12 protein-coding genes are annotated in these 14,100 nt (G+C 64.1%); 5 read left to right on the top strand and 7 right to left on the bottom strand.

Features of this window, described 5'->3' with window-relative positions; all coding sequences use genetic code 11:
- Positions 1–3: 3 nt before the first annotated feature.
- Positions 4–1,200 carry an XRE family transcriptional regulator gene (locus ACILR9_RS20085; RefSeq protein WP_395711737.1) on the top strand — a complete coding sequence of 399 codons (1,197 nt, stop codon included), beginning with the start codon at positions 4–6 and terminating at the stop codon, positions 1,198–1,200.
- Between the two features lie 606 nt (positions 1,201–1,806).
- On the opposite strand, the gene ACILR9_RS20080 is transcribed toward ACILR9_RS20085, so the two are convergent.
- The 3 genes from ACILR9_RS20080 to ACILR9_RS20070 all read right to left on the bottom strand — a co-directional run bounded on the left by ACILR9_RS20080 (position 1,807) and on the right by ACILR9_RS20070 (position 4,838).
- Complete coding sequence (locus tag ACILR9_RS20080) at positions 1,807–2,766, bottom strand: retron St85 family RNA-directed DNA polymerase (RefSeq protein ID WP_395711736.1); 960 nt, start codon at positions 2,764–2,766, stop codon at positions 1,807–1,809.
- A complete protein-coding gene (locus ACILR9_RS20075) occupies positions 2,763–3,707 on the bottom strand; it encodes a retron St85 family effector protein (protein WP_395711735.1) in 945 nt (314 codons plus the stop codon). Before ACILR9_RS20075 ends, ACILR9_RS20080 begins: the two co-directional genes overlap by 4 nt.
- Before the next feature lie 477 nt (positions 3,708–4,184).
- Positions 4,185–4,838 (bottom strand): GntR family transcriptional regulator, encoded by a 654-nt coding sequence (locus ACILR9_RS20070; protein WP_395711734.1) that lies wholly within the window; start codon positions 4,836–4,838, stop codon positions 4,185–4,187.
- Positions 4,839–4,888: 50 nt separating this feature from the next.
- Between ACILR9_RS20070 and ACILR9_RS20065 the strand changes: the two genes are divergently transcribed.
- Both ACILR9_RS20065 and ACILR9_RS20060 read left to right on the top strand, forming a co-directional pair.
- On the top strand, positions 4,889–5,974 hold the full coding sequence (locus tag ACILR9_RS20065) for a threonine aldolase family protein (RefSeq protein ID WP_395711733.1): 1,086 nt from the start codon (positions 4,889–4,891) through the stop codon (positions 5,972–5,974).
- Entirely contained in the window at positions 5,971–7,182 is a 1,212-nt protein-coding gene (locus ACILR9_RS20060) for a M24 family metallopeptidase (protein ID WP_395711732.1), read from the top strand. Before ACILR9_RS20065 ends, ACILR9_RS20060 begins: the two co-directional genes overlap by 4 nt.
- A gap of 218 nt (positions 7,183–7,400) precedes the next feature.
- On the opposite strand, the gene ACILR9_RS20055 is transcribed toward ACILR9_RS20060, so the two are convergent.
- Both ACILR9_RS20055 and ACILR9_RS20050 read right to left on the bottom strand, forming a co-directional pair.
- Positions 7,401–8,621 (bottom strand): polyhydroxyalkanoate depolymerase, encoded by a 1,221-nt coding sequence (locus tag ACILR9_RS20055; protein ID WP_395711731.1) that lies wholly within the window; start codon positions 8,619–8,621, stop codon positions 7,401–7,403.
- Between the two features lie 89 nt (positions 8,622–8,710).
- Complete coding sequence (locus tag ACILR9_RS20050; RefSeq protein WP_395711730.1) at positions 8,711–9,292, bottom strand: SCO family protein; 582 nt, start codon at positions 9,290–9,292, stop codon at positions 8,711–8,713.
- 65 nt (positions 9,293–9,357) lie between these two features.
- Here ACILR9_RS20050 and ACILR9_RS20045 point away from each other — a divergent pair, with 65 nt between their 5' ends.
- Together ACILR9_RS20045 and ACILR9_RS20040 are read left to right on the top strand one after the other, a co-directional pair.
- Positions 9,358–9,903, top strand: coding sequence for an HD domain-containing protein (locus ACILR9_RS20045; protein WP_395711729.1), 546 nt, complete (start codon positions 9,358–9,360; stop codon positions 9,901–9,903).
- Positions 9,904–9,928: 25 nt separating this feature from the next.
- On the top strand, positions 9,929–10,564 hold the full coding sequence (locus tag ACILR9_RS20040; RefSeq protein WP_395711728.1) for a flavin reductase family protein: 636 nt from the start codon (positions 9,929–9,931) through the stop codon (positions 10,562–10,564).
- 137 nt (positions 10,565–10,701) lie between these two features.
- Here ACILR9_RS20040 and ACILR9_RS20035 read toward each other — a convergent pair whose 3' ends face one another.
- Positions 10,702–12,045 carry an amidase gene (locus tag ACILR9_RS20035; protein WP_395711727.1) on the bottom strand — a complete coding sequence of 448 codons (1,344 nt, stop codon included), beginning with the start codon at positions 12,043–12,045 and terminating at the stop codon, positions 10,702–10,704.
- Between the two features lie 52 nt (positions 12,046–12,097).
- Complete coding sequence (gene acs, locus ACILR9_RS20030) at positions 12,098–14,035, bottom strand: acetate--CoA ligase (protein ID WP_395711726.1); 1,938 nt, start codon at positions 14,033–14,035, stop codon at positions 12,098–12,100.
- Positions 14,036–14,100 lie beyond the last annotated feature (65 nt).

The raw sequence follows: 14,100 nt of genomic DNA, 5'->3' as shown, positions 1-14,100 counted from the left end.
GCCATGCCGATCGGTGCACCAAGCTTCGTACCCGGCCGTCTGACGGAGGCTAGGGCAGCACGACGGATTCCAAGCATGTCCGCGCTTGCGCGCGCCATGAGCTTGAACCCCAGCACTGTGTCACGTTGGGAGGATGGAAGCTCGGCGCCCGACCCGGAAACGTTGGTTCGTCTAGCCGCGTTTCTGGGGGTGCGACCGGAGTTCTTTCTTCGGCCAGAGCATGTTTCCGCACGGCCGACATTCCTTCGTTCACTTTCGTCCACGTTGGTTCGTGATCTCCAATACCAGAGCGCGCAGATGCGCTGGCTGCAAGAGATCAGCCACGCAGTCGAGCACTATGTAGACCTGCCCGCCGTCAATATTCCGGACGTGATGGCTGGCACCAGCTTTCACCAGCTCCGCGATGAAGACCTTGAACGTATCGCGCTCGATTTGAGGCGGCATTGGCGTCTTGGCGAGGGCCCTTGCGGAGATATGGTGCCGCTGCTCGAGCGCTTCGGCTTCATTGTCGGCGTCATTGAGATGGGGACGATAAAGCTCGACGGCCTATGCAGTTGGTCGCCTGTCGATGGCAGGCCGCATATCCTGCTTGCGAGCGACAAGATGTCCTTTGCACGTCGGCAAATGGACGCCGCACATGAAATGGCCCACGCGATCCTCCATCGGGATGTCACTGAGGAGCAGCTAAAACGCGACCTGAAGCTGATCGAGACGCAAGCGTTTCGGCTGGCCAGCGCCTTCCTGCTTCCCTCGACGAGCTATCCGGTCGAGATGCGCTTTCCCTCGCTCGCAACGATGGTGACAGCGAAGGAGCGGTGGCGCGTGTCGGTCAAGGCGCAGATCAAGCGTCTAACCGATCTCGATGTCATCCTGGGAGACTTCTCAACCCACCTGTACAAGCTCTACTCCGCCAAGGGATGGACAAGAGAAGAACCTCTCGATCGTCAATGGACACCTGGGGAGCCTCGGGTGCTTCGGGATTCGCTTCACTTGATTGTCGATGAAGGTGTCCGGTCGAAGTCGGACCTGCTGGCGCTCGAATTCGCGATCCCAGCGGGTGATGTTGAAAATCTGACGGGCTTACCGCCTGGCTGGTTTGCGCATGACGCGGCGACAGTGGTTCGCCTCAAGCCCAGCCCTAGCCCGGCGGCTGCCAAGGCGGAAACGGGAGAGGTTGTTACGTTTCGTCGTCGAGATTGATTGACATGATCAACATTCTCAGAACGAAGCGCCTTCGCCGAGCCGCCAGCATTTCCCTGACCTATGTTCCGCAGAGCGTGCAGCGAAGTCATTGGGCCGTTGCTGATGGAATAGTCATCTCGGCCATCGGTCTGATAACCATAGCCCTGCCGTGCAGTTCTGAGAGACGCGATAACCCACGTGACGGGTGGTGCGGTCATCGAAGGTGTTGGTGCGGCACTGGCCGGTCTTGGTTCGAGTTTTTGCATCGCGAGCGGCGTGAGGCTCACGCGGCGCAGGGCGCTCACGTGAGCTCGGCAGTCATAGGCCTTGCCTTCGCCACCGTTCTGCGTTGGCCGCCTTGCTCGTTACCGAGGGTGGTCGCGGAGCGAAGGTGCCAAGACTGGTCATTCGTAAGCGATTCTCTCAGGTTTCCACCTCACGTAACCTTTAATCAATCCTGGCGGTGTCGGCCAGTGCGCCAGTGCCTGCAAGCAATACATTGCGCCGAACCTATTGCTTCGAAAGTAGTGCCCAGACGCCCGGGCCACATCCTACCTTCTTTTTACCGCGATCGAACGGGCGTTCGAAGTTCAAGTCACGGGCAAGCGGGCAGACTGACCATGGCTAGCGCAGGCCGCTGCTTCTGCGAGGAATCTCGAACGACAGGGCACTATCAATCGTTGCATTCCCATACTTAGCCCGCATTCGACCGATAAAGCTTGGTTCGTTAGCTATACAAAAGCCTAACAGGCCCTTTAGTTTTGCTCTGCTATCCACATCAGATGTATCGAGCATCACTCTATGCAGCATTGCTGATATTAATCGCTTTCGTCCCCTCCCTATCGAAATGTTCTTGGTTGGCGTGAGCACTAGGCCAGTCACAAGGCGACGTTGCCCTTTCGTAAATATTCCGCGCTTCTCATCGTTAAAGATGAGTCGTGGACTTGGCAGTCTTCGAACTATCGATCTCGCCATCACTTCAAACTTCGTAACGCTCTCTATACTACCGGCGGATACAGTAATATCATCAGCATATCTCGTGTAACTAACGAGGCACACCTTTGCTGCTTCGAACAGTCTTTTGTCTAGATCAAATAGCAATATATTCGAGAGAATCGGAGACGTAGGCGCACCGATCGACAAACATCTTGGTTCATTCGTACCCCGACCCCAGAAAAGGATCCGACTGAAGAGCCTCAATTCTAGCGCATCAGTTGCGATGTCTGAGGATCTTGCGTATCGCTCCCAATCACGAACTCTGATGCTTGGGAAGAAGTCCTGAAAGTCGAGCTTCAGGACGACTTTGCTGTTGACATGAGTTCGAGCATTGTCAGCTATGTTTCTACCTTTTACGTAACCAGATGCCGCTCGATGAACAGGAAGTTTGGAGAGTACATCTCTTAGAATTATTCGTTGGATTGCTTTCAGTTCTCGTGATGGCTGCGCAATCGTTCTTGATCCGCCGCGGCGCTTGGGTATCTGATAGACTTTATATCTTTTGGGTGCGCTACCAATAATTCGGCTAAGGTCGTGCCGTCCGAGACCAAGTTCGACGCTGAGATCATAAAGTAAGTCCCTGGTCATGGAACTGCTCGCCTAGTCATGGCCACAGTGCGTATGTGCTTTGGGAGATCTTCTGCCTCTGCGAGCGCCGCACGAGATCTATACTTCCTCCTAACGCTGTCGACGTCGGTTATACCTTCCTTGAAGCTATAGAGAAAGGGGTCTTTATCCCAACATACAAAGTAATATTTCTTCCCAGAATATTCCTCTGAGTCCACCCATCCTGCAATCTTCATACAATAGAGCAAATTAATGATAGCCTGCTCCGTTATACCGGGCACCAGCTTTTGCACCAGCGTTGTCAGAGAGCGAAGACTTACGGCCATACAAATATACACAATCCAATATATAACATATACCTTGTGTGAATTAACATCAAACATCTCACTCTTGCGTGCAGCATCGAGATGTCTCTTGATAAATTTCACAATCTCCTTCGCATGTGGGTGCGCAGAAGAAACTATAATATTCCCCTCGCTGTGAGTGCGCCAAGGATACACTCCAACATAGCCATCACCGTCATTCTTGATTCGCTCCACCGGGCCATAGCGGATGAAGGACTCATCCGTAGAATGCTTAGTCTGGATAATTACTCTTAGAGCTTTGCGAATTGTCTCGTTGCTGGCAAAGGCTCCGAGTTCCGCGAGGCTACCATTGCTTTCTGCAATTACGACGACAACAGCAGCAATGCGTGCGATATCTTCTTCAAATGAAATTAGGTCTGTGTACCCAAGCTTCGTATCGCGATAGAGTTGATTTGCGGCCTCAGCTCTGACGATACTACCCTGCAGATACTTCGATAGAGGCCGAATACGGTAGAGATAGTCTCGAAGACTATCGACCGTCGTAGAGTCGTCCGCCCTGATCGTACCTCCGCACAGGAAGACAAATCTTGACGGCTTCTCCACTCGCAGCTTGCTCAGATCAAGATCGCCAAAGAAAGATTCGAGTTCAGCAACCAAGATACTCTTTACCTTTGAGAGGCAGGAAGAAGACGGAGAGTTTGTCGTCCGCGCAGCGGCGAGGAGCGAAGCGACGAAGAGATAAACTCTGCGGCTTCTTCCTGCCGATAAGCCCCGACAATAACGCTCTGTCTGGCGAAACGCCCGACAAGTTAACCCCAACAGTTAGGATCAACCTAAGCGCGTAAAGAGTGCCGAGAGATAAGCAGGCGCGCAAGCGAGAATCAACCTGCAGTTTTCCACAAAGATTGTCTTGGAGGCAGACACGGTCCCTTACGTGTCGGTCCAGTTTTCAATAGCCAGTATTGGCTACGATAGACGCTACAATGCGGCAGTACGTTTATCCTGTGGCTACGTCATTGTTGTCTGTTGTCCTAGCGGCCAAGAATCACTCTCAATAGTCCTGAATTGGATTTTCTACATGGCAGGCTCAGTGGGGCGCTCTAGGTATTAACCAGATCTCGACGAGCTACCCCCCTAAACCGGCATCGGCCGAACCCCGAGCGTATGCTCCCGCGAGATCTGGATATGCTCCGCCAGCCGCGCCACCGCGAGCCCGGCATCCCGCGCCCGGCACGCCTCCAGCACCTCCAGATGCTCCCGCCCTGCCACCTCAAGCCGCTGCAGCGGCTCGCCCAGGCTGGCGCGAAACAGCCTGAGCCGGGCCGCGTTCAGGCTGTAGTGCTTGCTGATGATCTCGTTCTTCTGGAAGTCGATCAGGTCCTTGTGGAACTGGTAGTCGGCGTCGAGCGCGGCGACGCGGATCTTGCGGTCCCTGGGCGCCTTTGCCAGCGCGTCCAGTGAGCGCTCGACGCCGCGCGCCAGGGCGTCGATCGCTTCGTCGTCGCCGCGGGCGATCAGCAGCTTCAGGGCATTGGTCTCGAGCAGCAGGCGGTAGTCGTAGCTGTCGTTGATCGCCTTCGGGCCGCCTTCGACGATCTGGATGCCGCGCTGGGCGTAGACGTTGATCAGGCCTTCGGCCTCCAGCTTGCGGATCGCCTCGCGCACAGGGTTGAGCGTCGCGCCTAAGAGATCGGCGAGCTCGCGCTGGGAGACGAACTGCCCGGTGCGCAGCTCGCCGGCCAGCAGGCGATCCTTCAATTGTTCGTAGACGTCCGTGCGGAGCGACATGGTGCGCCGATTGTAGTTGACGCCAACTGAAATGTCAGTGACATTTCAGTATGCACTCAGGCCCACGCCCGCCCTACGACTTCCGCAGCGACACGGTGACCCTGCCGACGCCCGCCATGATGGCGGCGATCGCCGGTGCGGCGCTGGGCGATGCGGCGCGCGGCGACGATCCGACGGTGAACGCGCTCGAGCGCCTGGCGGCGCGCCTGGTCGGGAAGGACGACGCGGTGTTCGTGCCCTCCGGGACGATGGCCAACCTGGCGGCGCTGCTGGCGCACGAGGTGCGCGGCGGCGAGGTCATCGTCGAGGCGACGGCGCACCTCTACAACTCGGAGGGCGGCGGGCTGTCGGTCGTGGCCGGGGCGGTGCCGCGGCCGCTGCCCGGCCGGCGCGGGGCGCTCGATCCGGACGACGTGCGGACGGCGATCCGCGGCGGGGCCGATCTGGCACTGGCGCCGACCCGGCTGGTGTGCGTCGAGAACACCCACAATGCGGCCGGCGGCGCGGTGCTGCCGCTGTCGTCCCTGGCCGCGCTGCACCGCGTCTGCCGGGACGCCGGCATCCCGGTCCATATGGACGGCGCGCGGCTGTTCAACGCCGCCGCCTTCCTCGACGTGCCTCTCGCGGAGATCTGCGGCCACGTCGAGTCGGTGTGGTTCGCGCTGTGCAAGGGGCTGGGCGGCCCGGTCGGCGCCATCCTGGCCGGCGACGCAGCGTTCATGCAGCGGGCGCGGCGGGCGGTGAAGATGCTGGGCGGCGGCATGCGCCAGGCCGGCCTGATCGCCGCACCCGCGCTGGTGGCGCTCGCGGAGCCGTGGCCGGGGCTGCGGCGCGACCATGCGCTGGCGCGCCGGCTCGCCGACGGGCTGGCGGCGATCGATCCGAGTCTGGTCGATGCGGCAGGCGTGCAGACCAACATCGTCAACTGCTTCGTCGACCGAGTCACGGGCGACGCGACGGCGGTCGCCGGCGCGCTCGCCGAGCGCGGCGTCCTCGCCAACGGCAAGCGCAACCGGATCCGCTTCGTGACGCATGCCCAGGTCGACGAGGCCGCGGTCGAGGCGGCGGTGGCGGCGGTTGCCGACGTGATGCGATGCGGCGCGAGGCGACCGGATGCGGTCGAGGTGATCCGATGAGCTTTGCCAGGCAGGACCCGATCTTCTTCGCCGGCCGCGAGCTGCACCAGGTGAAGCAGGCCAAGGTGCAGGCGGCGCTGGAGCGCTCCGACCTCGATGCGCTGGTGTTCTTCAAGGCCGAGGCGGTGCGCTATCTCACCGACTTCTACGTCAAGGGGTTCCGGCCGTTCATGGAGCCGGAATACATGGTGCTGGTGACGCGCGGCCGGCCGCCCGCCGTCGGCTACATCTCGGGCAGCGACGAGCTGCGCATCCGCATCAAGTCCGACATCGCCGACGCCCGCCGCCTGCCCGCGATCGGGCGCTGGGCGGAGACGCTGGGCGCCATGCTGTCGGATTACGGGCTGACGGGAGGGGGACGATCGGGAGGAGGGCTGGCGGGAGGCGGGTCGAAGCGGGTCCGGCTCGGCACCGACCTGATGCCGTACATGGTGCACCAGGGGCTGATGGCAAAGGTCCCGGCCCTCGAGATCGTCGATGCCTCGAGGATCTGGGTGGAGATCACGGCGGTCAAGCATCCGATGGAGATCGAGCACGTGCGCGCGGCGGTGCGGGTGGCAGATCTCGGCATGGACGCCGCGATGGCCGCCATCCGGCCCGGCATCAGCGAGCACGCGGTGTCGGCGGAGGCGGTCTATGCGATGCGCAAGGCCGGCTCGGAGTTCGAGCCGTTCATCCCGCTGGTCGCGTCGGGCGCCAACACCTCGATGTTCGAGCGCGTCGCCACCGAGAAGACGATCGCGGCGGGCGAGATGGTGATCCTCGATATCGGCGCCGTGGTGCGCGGCTACACCGGCGATCTCGGCCGCACCTTCGTGTGCGGCGAGCCGACGGCGGAGCAGAAGGCGATCTACAGGGCGACGCATCTCGCGCTCGAGGAGGCGAAGAAGGCGGTGCGGCCGGGCGCCAGCGGGCGCGACGTCGACCGGCGGGCGCGGGAGGTGATCGAGGAGGCGGGCTGGGGGAAGTACCTCTACACCGGCAATACGGGGCACCAGCTGGGGTACGGGCTGCACGGCGAGCCGCTGGTCGACCGGAACGTCGACTTCGAGATCGTCGAGAACATGGTGCTCTGCCTCGAGCCGCGCATCGTGCTGCCGGACCGGCCCGACATCGGCGGCGCCCATCTCGAGGACGTGGTGGTGGTGACGAAGGACGGCTGCGAGCAGATCAACCGCAGCCCGCTCGATGAGAAGCTGCTGGGATGAGGGCCGCTCGCACGCTCTTTCAATCTCCTCCCTGCGCGAAGCGCGGGGAGGTGCCCCGTCTTACGGGGCGGAGGGGTCAGGAGCGACACATGTGTCGTTTGAATTTCATCATGCACATACCAAGAGACTATGGATGGACGCTTCGACTGGGGCTCTTGACCCCTCCGCCCCCTGCGGGGGCACCTCCCCGCGCTGCGCGCAGGAAGGGGAAGAGATATTCAGCTCGCGTCGTTGTCGCGGATGAAGCTGCGGACGCGCGGCATGATCTGCTCGCGCCATTTGCGGCCGTTGAAGATGCCGTAATGGCCGACCCGCGGCTGCTCCCAGTGGACGTGGCGGGCGCCCGGGATGTTGGGCGTGAGGGCGTGCGCGGCCTTGGTCTGGCCGACGCCGGAGATGTCGTCGAGCTCGCCCTCGACCGTCATCAGGGCGGTCTCGATGTGGGACGGCTCGATCTTGCGGCCGCGGCTCTGCCAGACGCCGCGCGGCAACTGGTGCTCCTTGAACACCACCTCGATGGTCTGCAGGTAGAACTCGGCGGTCAGGTCCATGACCGCGAGATACTCGTCGTAGAAGGTGCGATGCGCATCGGCCGAATCGTCGTCGCCTTTGATCAGGTGCTCGAACTGGCGCATGTGGGCGTTCACATGCCGGTCGAAATTCATGCTGATGAACGAGGTGAGCTGCAGGAAGCCCGGATAGACGCGGCGCATGGCGCCCGGGTAGTGGAAGGGCACCGTCGAGATCACGTTCTGGCGGAACCACATCATCGAGTTGCGCATCGCCAGGTCGTTGGGAAGGGTCGGGCTCCGGCGCGTGTCGATCGGGCCACCCATCAGGGTGATCGACCGGGGCTGGCGCGGATCGCGCGCCTCGGCCATCAGCGACGCGGCGCCCATGACCGGCACCGAGGGTTGGCAGACGGCGATGACATGCACGTCCGGCCCGAGATAGCGGCAGAGCTCGATGACGTAGTCGATGTAGTCGTCGAGGTCGAAATTGCCGTAGGCGAGCGGCACCTCGCGCGCGTCGGTCCAATCGGTGATGTGCACGTCGTGGTCGGGCAGCAGGGCCTCGACCGTGCCGCGCAGCAGGGTGGCGAAATGGCCGCTCATCGGCGCCACCACCAGCACCTTGGGATCGCGCCGGGCCGTGTCGCGGCGGAAGCGCAGCAGCTGGCAGAACGGCTTGCGGACCAGGATCTCCTCGTTGACCGCCACCGTCTCGTTGCCGACCCGCGTCGTCCGGAGCCCGAAGGCAGGCTTGGCGTAGTTCTGGGTGAGACGCGCGACGATTTCCGCACTGGCCGCGACCGACTTGCCGAACCAGGTGTCGGTCAGCGGGTTGTAGGGGTGCGAATAGACCTGCTCCAGGGCGTTGGCCCACAGCCTTACCGGCCCGGCGAGCGCGCGATGGAGTTCATAGGCGGCGTACAGCATGGGGCGCGGATTGTACGCGCTCGCGGCGCCTTGTCACCTTCAATTGTGCAGTGCAAACATCTCGCGATAACAGCGATTTAACGGCTTTCCTACAGCAGCCGCCCCAGCGCCGCCGCAATCGCCTCGGGCTTGGTTTCGTGGGTGAAGTGGCCGACGAAGCGGCCGTTGCGGTCGAGCAGGTAGACGATCGAGGAATGGTCCATCAGGTAGGGGCCGCCGTCCTTGCCCGGGACCTTCTGGAAATAGACGCGATAGGCCCGGGCGACGTCGGCGATTTGCTGCGGCGTGCCGGTCAGACCGATGAAGGTCGGCCCGAAATTCTCGACATAGCCCTTGAGCAGCTTGGGGGTGTCGCGCTCCGGATCGATGGTGATGAACACCAGGTTCACCTTCGCGGGCGCGCCGGGGCCCAGCTTGTCGAGGGCGTTCGCCATCTGCAGCAGCGCGGTCGGGCAGACGTCGGGGCAGAAGGTGAAGCCGAAATAGATCAGGGTCGGCTTGCCCTTGAGGCTGTCGCTGGTGACGGTGGCGCCGTTCTGGTCGGTGAGCGCGAACGGCCCGCCGATTGCCGGCTTGCCGTCGCCCCGGACGGCGTCCCAGGCGATCCAGCCGACGACGGCGACCAGCACGGCGATCCAGACGCCGAGCAGCGCCTTCATGGTGCGAGACATGGGCCCGAAGATGGGCCGGGCCTGCCGTCTCGACAAGCCGGACCGCGCGTCGCACAACGGGAGCCATGAGCGCCGACCTGATCCTGCTCGCCCGAGCCGCCGACTATGCCGCCCGCCAGCACGTTTCCCAGCGCCGCAAGGGCGAGCGGTCGGAGCCCTACGTCAACCATCTGACCGAGGTGACCGACCTCCTGGCCTCGGCCACCCGCGGCAGCGACGCCGTGCTGCTGGCGGCCGGCATGCTGCACGACACGCTCGAGGACACCGACGCCACCTACGAGGACCTCGAGCAGCGCTTCGGGCCCGAGGTGGCGGCGCTGGTCGCCGAGGTGACCGACGACAAGTCGCTGCCCAAGGAGGAGCGCAAGCGCCAGCAGATCGCCAAGACGGGCAGCAAGTCGGTACGCGCCAGGTTGCTCAAGCTCGCCGACAAGACGTCGAACCTGCGGGCCCTGGTCTCGACGCCGCCGGCGGGATGGACAGAGGCGCGGCTCGCCGACTATGTCGTGTGGGCGGCCGAGGTCGTGAAATCCTGCCGCGGGCTCAATGCGACGCTCGAGGCGGCGTTCGATCTGGCCCATGCCGAGGCTGCGCGGCGCTACGGCCGGTAGAGCCGGCGTCGGGGAGGAGACCGCGATGTTCTACGATGCCGCAAAACGCGACCACGGCCTGCCGCAGGATCCGCTGAAGTCGCTGATCGTGCCGCGGCCGATCGGCTGGATCTCGACCATCGACCGCGAGGGGCGGGTCAACCTCGCGCCCTACAGCTTCTACAACGCCGTCGGCGAGTTCCCGCCGATGGTCTACTTCGCGATCACCGGCACCTACGGCAACTCGCCGACCAAGCACAGCCGCATGAATGCCGAGCAGACCGGCGAGTTCGTGGTCAACATGGTGAGCGAGACGCTGAAGGAGCAGATGAACATCACGACGACGATGGTGGAGTTCGGCGTCGACGAGCTGAAGCTCGCCGGCCTGACCGCCGAGCCGAGCCGCTTCGTGAAGCCGCCGCGGGTGAAAGAATCGCCGGTGGCGCTGGAGTGCCGGTACTGGCGCACCATCGAGCTGCCGGTCGAGAAGGGCCACGAGGACAAGCGCGGCTCGGTCGTGTTCGGTCAGGTGGTCGGCGTGCACATCGACGACGCCATCCTGAAGGACGGCCGCGTCGACACGCTTGCGTTCAAGCCGGTCGCGCGGCTGGGCTACAGCGAATACACCACGACCGAAAACGTCTGGCGCATGCGCCGTCCGGACGATCCGAAGTATCAGTGATCGTTGTCCTCCCCAGCGCATCGCTGGGGAGGTGTCGCGTCATACGCGACGGAGGGGTCAGAGGCCTCAGTCCCGCTGCTCTTGACCCCTCCGTCCGCGAAGACGCGGACACCTCCCCAGCGTGCCGCTAGGGAGGGTCAAGAGCCCGCCACCGCCGGCGCCACGCTGCGCGCCATCGCCAACACTCGCTTGTCGGCCATCGCCTCGCCCATCAGCATGAAGCCGACCGGCAGCTCGCCCGCTGCGTGGCAGGGCAGGCTGATGGCGCAGCGGTCGAGGAAGTTGCCGACCGTGGTGTTGCGCAGCAGCAGCATGTTCTTCTTGGTGAAGCCGTCCGGTGTGGCGACCTCGTCGAGGGTCGGCGCGACGATGGCGCAGGTCGGCATCGCCACGGCGTCGTAGTTGATGGTGATCGCCGAGACGCGGCGCTGCAGGTCGGCGCGCTTGCCCAGCAGCTCGATATAGTCGGCGGCCGACATCTCCATGCCGCGGCGGATGCGCGGCGCCACCAGCGGGTCGTAGACATTGCCGCGGCGGGCGATCAGCTCGCGATGCCAGGCATAGGCTTCGGCGGCGGCGAAGCCGCCCCTGGCGTTGATCGCGGGCAGCTCGTCGAGCTGCCGCAGGTCGATGTGCTCGACGCGCACCCCCTTGGCGGCGAGCGCCTGCAGCGCGCGCTCGAAGGCACGGGCGACGACGGCATCGAGCTCGTCCATCACGAAGTGGCGCGGCACGGCGAGCCGCAGGCCGGCGAGCGGCATCGGCTCGGGCACGGCGACCGGCTCGGCCGCGAACACGCCATCGACGATGGCGCAGCACTCGACCGAGTTGGCGAGCGGGCCGATCGAATCGAGCGAGGTCGAGAGCGGCACCACGCCGTCGATCGGCACGCGGCGCGCGGTCGGCTTGAAACCGACGATGCCGCACACGGCGGCGGGGATGCGCACCGAGCCGCCGGTGTCGGTGCCGAGCGCGGCAACGGCCATGCGATCGCCGACCGACACCGCGGCGCCCGACGACGATCCGCCGGGCACCCGCGTGCGGTCGGCCGGATTGCCGGGCGTGCCGTAGTGTGGATTGTAGCCGACGCCCGAGAAGGCGAACTCGCTCATGTTGGTGCTGCCGACGATCACGGCGCCGGCGGCGCGCAGGCGAGCGACGACCGGCGCATCCGAGGGGGCGGGCGGCGCGTCATCGAGCGCCCTCGAGCCGGCCAGCGTGGTCTCGCCGGCGACGTTGCACAGGTTCTTGATCGAGACCGGGATGCCGGCGAGCAGCGACGGCACGAGGCCCGCCTTGCGCAGCGCATCGCTGGCGTCCGCGGCAGCCAGCGCCTGCTGGCGCCACACCTTGACGAACGCGCGCTTGCCTTCGCCCACCGGGTCGTCGATGCGGGCCAGTGCCTCCTCGGTGAGGTGGCGCGAGGTCGTGCGGCCCGCCGCGAGATCGGCGGCCAGCATCTGGATCGTGGGATTGTGCATGGGAATTCCTATTCATGCTCCTCCCCAGCTGTGCTGGGGAGGGGAAGAGGGCTCAAGGCGCGCGGTTTTTCACCAGGTCATCGACCACGGCCGGGTCGGCGAGCGTCGAGGTGTCGCCGAGATTGCTGAAGTCGTTCTCGGCGATCTTGCGCAGGATGCGGCGCATGATCTTGCCCGAGCGGGTCTTGGGCAGGCCGGGCGCCCACTGGATGACGTCGGGCGTGGCGATCGGGCCGATCTCCTTGCGCACCCAGCCGACCAGCTCCTTGCGCAGCTCCTCGGACGGCGACTGGCCCATCTTCAGGGTGACGTAGGCATAGATGCCCTGGCCCTTGATGTCGTGCGGATAGCCGACGACGGCGGCCTCGGCGACCTTCTGGTTGCCGACCAGGGCGCTCTCGACCTCGGCGGTGCCGATGCGATGGCCGGACACGTTGATCACGTCGTCGACGCGCCCGGTGATCCAGTAGTAGCCGTCCTCGTCGCGGCGCGCTCCGTCGCCGGTGAAATACTTGCCGGGATAGGTCTTGAAGTAGGTATCGATGAAGCGCTGGTGGTCGCCGTAGACCGTGCGCATCTGGCCGGGCCACGAGTCGATCAGGCAGAGATTGCCGGTGGCCGCGCCAGCGAGCTCCTTGCCCTCGGCATCGACCATCACCGGCTGGACGCCGAAGAACGGCCGCGTCGCCGAGCCGGGCTTGAGCCTGGTGGCGCCGGGCAGGGGCGTGATCAGGATGCCGCCGGTCTCGGTCTGCCACCACGTATCGACGATCGGGCAGCGCGAATCGCCGACCACGCGGTAGTACCACAGCCACGCCTCGGGATTGATCGGCTCGCCGACCGAGCCCAGCAGGCGAAGGCTCTGGCGTGTCGCCTTCTTCACCGGCGCCTCGCCCTCGCGCATCAGGGCGCGGATGGCGGTCGGCGCGGTGTAGAAGATGTTGACCTTGTGCTTGTCGATGACCTGCCAGAAACGGCTGGCATCCGGATAGTTGGGCACGCCTTCGAACATCAGCGTGGTGGCACCATTGGCGAGCGGGCCGTAGACGATGTAGCTGTGGCCGGTCACCCAGCCGACGTCAGCGGTGCACCAGTAGACGTCGCCGTCGTGGTAGTCGAACACGTACTGGTGCGTCATCGACACGAACACGATGTAGCCGCCCGTCGTATGCAGCACGCCCTTGGGCTTCCCCGTCGACCCTGATGTGTAGAGGATGAACAGCGGATCCTCGGCGCCCATCGGCTCGGGCGCGCAGTCGGCCGGCACCTTGGCCGCGATCTCGTGCCACCACACGTCGCGCGCCGCGTCCCAGTCGGTCTTGCCGCCGGTGTGGCGCACCACCAGCACGTTCTTCACCCCGGGACATTTCTTCAGCGCCTCGTCCGTATTGGCCTTGAGCGGCACCGGCTTGCCGCCGCGCAGGCCCTCGTCGGCGGTGATCACGATGTTGCTGTCGCAATCGATGATGCGGTTGGCCAGGCTGTCGGGCGAGAAGCCGCCGAACACCACGGAGTGGATGGCGCCGATGCGGGTGCAGGCCAGCATGGCGTAGGCAGCCTCGGGGATCATCGGCAGGTAGATGGTGACACGATCGCCCTTCTTGACGCCGAGCTGCCTGAGCGCGTTGGCCATGCGGCAGACTTCGGCGTGCAGCTCGCGATAGGTGATGTGCTTGGACTTGGCCGGATCGTCGCCTTCCCAGATGATCGCGGTCTGGTCGGCGCGCTTGGCGAGATGGCGGTCGACGCAATTGGCCGAGACGTTCAGCACGCCGTCGTGGAACCAGCGGATGCGGATATCGCCGGTGTAGTCGACGTCGCGCACCGCGCCGGGGCTGAACGGCTTGATCCAGTCGACGCGCCTGGCGTGCTCTGCCCAGAAGGCAGCGGGGTCCCCGACCGAGGCGTCGTACATCGCCGTGTACCTGGCGTCGTCGACATAGGCGCGCTTGGCCCACTCGCCGCTGACATCGATCAGTTCGTCGCTCATGGCTTTCCTCCGGTGGGCCGTTTTGCCGCGAATTTCCAGGGTTTTAGCCCGTGCCCGCCGGCCTG

It is taken from the genome of Reyranella sp. (assembly GCF_044224635.1).
In the GTDB taxonomy this organism is placed as follows: Bacteria; Pseudomonadota; Alphaproteobacteria; order Reyranellales; family Reyranellaceae; genus Reyranella.
The sequence above is the reverse complement of the archived record's forward strand: the minus strand, read 5'-3'. Positions and strand labels throughout refer to the sequence as shown.

Bases quoted from the DNA above. Each gene is read 5' to 3' on its own strand.
- ACILR9_RS20065 (WP_395711733.1), top strand. From the start codon at position 4,889: ATGCACTCAGGCCCACGCCCGCCCTACGACTTCCGCAGCGACACGGTG.
- ACILR9_RS20070 (WP_395711734.1), bottom strand. From the start codon at position 4,838: ATGTCGCTCCGCACGGACGTCTACGAACAATTGAAGGATCGCCTGCTG.
- ACILR9_RS20035 (WP_395711727.1), bottom strand. From the start codon at position 12,045: ATGCACAATCCCACGATCCAGATGCTGGCCGCCGATCTCGCGGCGGGC.
- acs (WP_395711726.1), bottom strand. From the start codon at position 14,035: ATGAGCGACGAACTGATCGATGTCAGCGGCGAGTGGGCCAAGCGCGCC.
- ACILR9_RS20085 (WP_395711737.1), top strand. From the start codon at position 4: ATGCCGATCGGTGCACCAAGCTTCGTACCCGGCCGTCTGACGGAGGCT.
- ACILR9_RS20050 (WP_395711730.1), bottom strand. From the start codon at position 9,292: ATGTCTCGCACCATGAAGGCGCTGCTCGGCGTCTGGATCGCCGTGCTG.
- ACILR9_RS20045 (WP_395711729.1), top strand. From the start codon at position 9,358: ATGAGCGCCGACCTGATCCTGCTCGCCCGAGCCGCCGACTATGCCGCC.
- ACILR9_RS20080 (WP_395711736.1), bottom strand. From the start codon at position 2,766: ATGACCAGGGACTTACTTTATGATCTCAGCGTCGAACTTGGTCTCGGA.
- ACILR9_RS20055 (WP_395711731.1), bottom strand. From the start codon at position 8,621: ATGCTGTACGCCGCCTATGAACTCCATCGCGCGCTCGCCGGGCCGGTA.
- ACILR9_RS20040 (WP_395711728.1), top strand. From the start codon at position 9,929: ATGTTCTACGATGCCGCAAAACGCGACCACGGCCTGCCGCAGGATCCG.
- ACILR9_RS20060 (WP_395711732.1), top strand. From the start codon at position 5,971: ATGAGCTTTGCCAGGCAGGACCCGATCTTCTTCGCCGGCCGCGAGCTG.